The sequence below is a fragment of the Micromonospora sp. NPDC002411 genome, from assembly GCF_053592955.1.
In genome coordinates this window covers 1-5,256 of sequence record NZ_JBSFBM010000415.1, presented here as the reverse complement: position 1 = coordinate 5,256, position 5,256 = coordinate 1, and the positions used below count along the sequence as shown (strand labels likewise).

The 5,256-nt window shown below is 71.6% G+C and carries 4 protein-coding genes; 1 reads left to right on the top strand and 3 read right to left on the bottom strand.

Translation table 11 applies throughout. From position 1 onward, the window contains the following. Positions 1–190: 190 nt before the first annotated feature. Positions 191–1,399: a D-alanyl-D-alanine carboxypeptidase family protein gene (locus ACWCO3_RS31145; RefSeq protein WP_450013454.1), complete on the bottom strand. Its 1,209-nt coding sequence runs from the start codon at positions 1,397–1,399 to the stop codon at positions 191–193. A gap of 10 nt (positions 1,400–1,409) precedes the next feature. Then, entirely contained in the window at positions 1,410–2,165 is a 756-nt protein-coding gene (locus tag ACWCO3_RS31140; RefSeq protein ID WP_145782712.1) for a MerR family transcriptional regulator, read from the bottom strand. 166 nt (positions 2,166–2,331) lie between these two features. On the opposite strand from ACWCO3_RS31140, the gene ACWCO3_RS31135 reads away from it, so the two are divergent. Further along, positions 2,332–4,626, top strand: a complete 2,295-nt coding sequence (locus tag ACWCO3_RS31135; protein WP_145782714.1) for an ATP-binding cassette domain-containing protein — start codon at positions 2,332–2,334, stop codon at positions 4,624–4,626. 65 nt (positions 4,627–4,691) lie between these two features. Here ACWCO3_RS31135 and ACWCO3_RS31130 read toward each other — a convergent pair whose 3' ends face one another. Beyond that, positions 4,692–5,111 carry a protein-tyrosine phosphatase family protein gene (locus ACWCO3_RS31130; RefSeq protein WP_450013452.1) on the bottom strand — a complete coding sequence of 140 codons (420 nt, stop codon included), beginning with the start codon at positions 5,109–5,111 and terminating at the stop codon, positions 4,692–4,694. Positions 5,112–5,256 lie beyond the last annotated feature (145 nt).

The following is a 5,256-nucleotide window of genomic DNA, read 5'->3' as shown; positions in this document are numbered from 1 at the left end:
GCCGGCGGCGGCCGACGCCCCGACGACCAGCGCCCCGGCGAGCACGGTCACCCCCGCGAGGCGGGTCAGGGCGCGGCGGGGTGCCGCCACGCGGGGGCGCGGTGGGAGTTCACTCGACACAGGGATCCTCCTGGACTCGTGGTGCCACAAAGACCGGAGTCTATGGAGGGCAGCGCCCGATGTCGATTCGTCAAGGCAGCCGGCGGCGTCGCCGCCACAGCAGCCCGCCCATCAATGCCAGCAGGCCCGCCCCGCTGGCAGCGGTCACCGACCAGAGCCATCCCGATCCGCTGTGTCCCGGCCCGCTGGCCGCCGCCGGCCGGGGCGCACCGGGCGCCGCCAGCGCGGACGGTGCCGCCGACGGCGTCGCGGTCAGCTCGCCCGGCTCGACCAGCCGGCCGACCGAGGCGTCCCGGGGCACTGTGAACCCCCAGTCGAGCAGCGCGGCACCCTGCTCCCAGCCACGCTTCGGCGCCGACTCCGCGCCGAGCAGGGTCACCACCAGCCGCCGTCCTCCCCGTTCCGCCGCCCCCACGTAGGTGTGCCGGGCCAGGTCGGTGAAGCCGGTCTTACCGCCGAGCGCACCCGGGTACCGGTAGATGAGCTGGTTTTCGTTCTGGATGTCGAAACCCTTGGTGCGTTGCGCCGGCTGGGCCGGAATCGACGTCTGCTCGGTCAACGCGTACCGGCGGAAGGTCGGCTGGGCGAAGCAGGCCCGGGCGATCAACGCCAGGTCGTACGCGCTGGTGAACTGGCCCGCCCCGTCCAGCCCGGACGGGGTGACAGCGTGCGTCTGGAGCGCGCCGAGGTGGTGCGCGTGCTCGTTCATGGCGCGTACACCGGCGGCGCTGTCCGTGCCGCCACCGAGTCGGGCCAGCGCGTTGGCGGCCTCGTTGCCCGAGTTGAGCAGCAACCCGAGCCAGATGGTCTCGATGGTGTACCGGCCTCCCGCGACCAGGCCCACGGCCGAGGATCCGGGTTCGATGTCCATGTCCTCGTCGGTGACGGTGACCGTCTTGTTCGGGTCCAGCCGGGGCAGCATGGTGGCCGCCAGCAGGAGCTTCTGCACGCTGGCGGGTGTGCCGTACTCGTGGGGGCCGCAACCGCCGAGCACCTGGCCGCTGTCCAGGTCGGCGACCAGCCACGACGTGGCGGTGACCCCCGGTGGCGCAGGGGCGCCGGTCGGCACCACCAGGCCGGCGGTGTCCAGCCCGGCCCCGCCGACGACCCGCTGCGCGGGCACGGCGGGCGGGGGCGACGGCCGGGGTGGACGGGACATCGCCGGTGCCGGCACCCGGGGGCATCGGACCGTGGGCACGGCGGAGGCTCCCGCCACGGCGACCGGCGCGGGAGCGAGCAGGAGGGCGGACGTCGTGGCCGCCAGCAGCGCAGCTCTCATGTGCCCGACCCTAGTCACGACGCTCGCTCCGCGGGATGGGATGTGGGTCAACCCGAGCGCTCAGATAGTCGTGCAACGCGGCACTGCCCCGCAGCCTGCGCAGGCTCCGGGCGTGCAGCTCCTGCTCACGGCGGGCCAGCTCGGCACGGACCCGCTGCGGGCTGCCGGTGGTCCGCAGTTCGCCCAGCACCGCCTCGATGATCTCGAACGGGTACGCACCACGGCGTAGCAGCGCGATGACCTGCGCGGCGCGTAGTTCCACTTCGTCGTACACCCGGTAGTTGGTGCCCGGGGCGCGTCCCGGCCGCAGCAGCCCGCGCTCCTCCCACAGCCGAAGCTGCGAGGTCCGGACCCCGACCACTGCGGCGACCTCACCGATGCGGGCGTCGCGGCGCGGCGCGGGCCGGGCCTGCGACGGGCCGGCCAGCACGGTCTCGAAGGCGCCGAGCACCCGGCGGATCTCCGCGCGTTCCCGGTCCAGCTCGGCATGCCCACCGTCGAGCGCCGCCAGGGCCGCCGGCAGGTCACCGGAGTGCACCGCCGCCATGATCTCCCGGGTACGGATCCAGCCGTGCCCCTCGGCCAGCCGGCGCGCCACCGTGAGCGCCCGCGCGTGCTCCGTCGTGAAGATCCGGTACCCGCTGGCGGTACGGCCCGCCGGCGGCAACACCCCCTGCTCGACGTAGTTGCGCACCTGCTGCACCGAGATCCCGACGGTGGCCGCGAGGTCGACGGCGCGCAGCCGTGCGACGGGTTCGGAGTTCACGACGGCAACCGTACCGGTTACCACGTGATTTGAGACTTTACCAAACATTTCGATGCGGCCTGCTCGGCAGTGTCGGCAAAAGTCTCTACATGTGGATGAATGAGACAATGGAACCCGCCAGCACCGGCGGGGCAGGAGTCCCGCCACGATTCCGTGAAGGGTTCGCATGTCGCAGCCAGCATGGTCCGCCGCCGACAGCCACGACATGATCGAGGTACGCGGAGCGCGGGAGAACAACCTCGCCAGCGTCTCGGTCGACATCCCCAAGCGCCGGTTGACGGTCTTCACCGGCGTCTCCGGCTCCGGCAAGTCGTCGCTGGTCTTCGGCACCATCGCCGCCGAGTCCCAGCGCATGATCAACGAGACCTACAGCGCCTTCCTCCAGTCGTTCATGCCGAACCTCAACCGGCCGGACGTCGACTCGCTGCGCAACCTCAGCGCGGCCATCGTCGTCGACCAGGAGCGGATGGGCGTCAACTCCCGCTCCACCGTCGGCACCGCCACCGACGCGTACGCGATGCTGCGGATCCTGTTCAGCCGGCTCGGCCAGCCGTCCATCGGCGGCGCCGGGGCGTTCAGCTTCAACCTGCCCGAGGGCATGTGCCCCACCTGCGAAGGGCTGGGCCGGGTCTCCGACCTCGACATCAACGAGTTGGTCGACGTCGAGCGCTCCCTCAACGACGGCGCGATCACCGCGCCCGGTTTCGCTGTCGACTCCTGGTACTGGCAGACCATCGTCGGCTCCGGCCTGTTCGACCCGGACGTCAAACTCCAGGACTTCACCCCACAGCAGTGGGAGGACTTCCTGCACAAGCCGGCCACGAAGATCAAGGTGGGCAGCAACAACTGGACGTACGAGGGTCTGGTGGTCAAGGTCAAGCGGCTCCTCCTGACCAAGGACCGCGAGTCGATGCAACCGCACATCCGCGCCTTCGTCGACCGGGCGGTCACCTTCACCAGCTGCGGTGACTGCGGCGGCACCCGACTCAACGCGGCGGCCCTGTCGTCGCGCATCGCCGGGCAGAACATCGCCGAGTGCTCGGCCATGCAGATCAGCGACCTGGCCGCGTTCGTCCGGGGCGTCGACGACCCGGGAGCAGCGCCGCTCGTCGCCAACCTCCGCGACCTGTTGGAGTCCCTGGTCGAGATCGGGCTGGGCTACCTCAGCCTGGACCGCGAGTCGGCCACCCTCTCCGGCGGCGAGGCCCAACGGGTGAAGATGGTCCGGCACCTCGGCTCCAGCCTCTCCGACGTCACGTACGTCTTCGACGAGCCCACCGTCGGCCTGCACCCGCACGACATCGCCCGGATGAACGACCTGCTGCTGCGGTTGCGCGACAAGGGCAACACGGTGCTGGTGGTCGAGCACAAACCGGAGACCATCGCGATCGCCGACCACGTGGTCGACCTCGGCCCGGGGGCCGGCACCGACGGCGGTCGGATCTGCTTCACCGGCGATGTCGCCGCGCTACGCCGCTCCGACACCCTGACCGGCCGGCACCTGGACCACCGGGTCACCCTGCGCGCCGACGTACGCCGACCCACCGGGCAACTCTCCATCCGCCAGGCCGACCTGCACAACCTGCGCGACGTGGACGTGGACATCCCGCTCGGCGTGCTCACCGTGGTCACCGGCGTGGCCGGCTCCGGCAAGAGCTCGCTCATCCACGGGTCGCTGCGCGGCCGTCAGGGCGTCGTGATCGTGGACCAGGCCCCAATCCGCGGCTCCCGGCGCAGCAACCCGGCCACCTACAGCGGGTTGCTCGATCCGATCCGCACCGCGTTCGCCAAGGCCAACGGGGTCAAGGCCGCCCTGTTCAGCGCCAACTCCGAGGGTGCCTGCCCGGCCTGCAAGGGGATCGGCCTGATCTACACGGACCTGGCGATGATGGCCGGCGTGGCGAGCGTCTGCGAACGGTGCGAGGGCCGACGCTTCACCGACGAGGTGCTCACGTACACGCTGCGCGGCAAGAACATCAGCGAGGTGCTGGCCATGTCGGTCACCGAAGCGCACGCGTTCTTCCCGGGTGGGCCGGCGCACCTCATCCTCGGCCGGCTGGTCGACGTCGGGCTGGGCTACCTCAGCCTCGGCCAACCGTTGACCACCCTGTCCGGCGGCGAGCGGCAACGGCTCAAGCTCGCCATCCACCTGGCGGAGAAGACCACCACGTACGTGCTGGACGAGCCCACCACCGGCCTGCACCTGGCCGACGTGGACCAGTTGCTGGCCCTGCTCGACCGGATGGTCGACGCCGGCAACACGGTGATCGTCATCGAGCACCACCAGGCGGTCATGGCGCACGCCGACTGGATCGTCGACCTCGGCCCGGGCGCCGGTCACGACGGCGGCCAGATCGTCTTCACCGGCACACCCGCCGACCTGGTCGCCCACGGCGACACCCTCACGGCCACCCACCTCCGCGAGTACGTCACCGAGCCCGCAGCGGTCGACCGGGGGTGACGCCTGCGGGTTCGGGGCTTTCCGGGCTGTGCGCGCGACCGACCAGGGCGTGTGGAGGTTGCGGCTCAGGACACGCGGCGCAGCCAGCGCCGCTGCCAGGGGGTCTCCACCGCCTTCGGGTGGTAGCCGGCCCGAACAAACGGCACCGCACGCTCGACCGGAAGACCGTCGAGGATCGCCAGCGCGGCCAGGGCCGTTCCGGTGCGGCCCACCCCACCCCGGCAGGCCACCTCGACGCGTTCACCGTCGTGCGCCCGCTGCAGCGCCTCCCGCAGGGCATCGAGGGCGTCGGCGCGATCCAGCGGAATCCAGAAATCGGGCCACCGGATCCGCCGATGCGGCCAGGCCGGCACCGGACCAGGTGCCAACAGCACGGCGAAGTCGGCGGGCGAGGTCGCGGCAGCGACGCGGCGTCCGCGCACCGTCGCCCCACTGGGGAGTACGAGTACGCCCGACTGCTCGGACCACTGCTGCGCGTCAATCATCCGGACATTGTGCCGCGACGCGCTGACGGATGAGCGCAGACAGCGCCGCCCCCGGCTGGCGGGCCGGGGGCGGCGCTGGTGTCGGTGTGCAGGTCGCCTCTCGGCGAGTGGCACGACGCGGCTCCAGCCGAACGGTATTCCGCGA

Coding starts and splice junctions, on each gene's coding strand:
- ACWCO3_RS31135 (WP_145782714.1), top strand. CDS start 2,332: ATGTCGCAGCCAGCATGGTCCGCCGCCGACAGCCACGACATGATCGAG.
- ACWCO3_RS31145 (WP_450013454.1), bottom strand. CDS start 1,399: ATGAGAGCTGCGCTGCTGGCGGCCACGACGTCCGCCCTCCTGCTCGCT.
- ACWCO3_RS31130 (WP_450013452.1), bottom strand. CDS start 5,111: ATGATTGACGCGCAGCAGTGGTCCGAGCAGTCGGGCGTACTCGTACTC.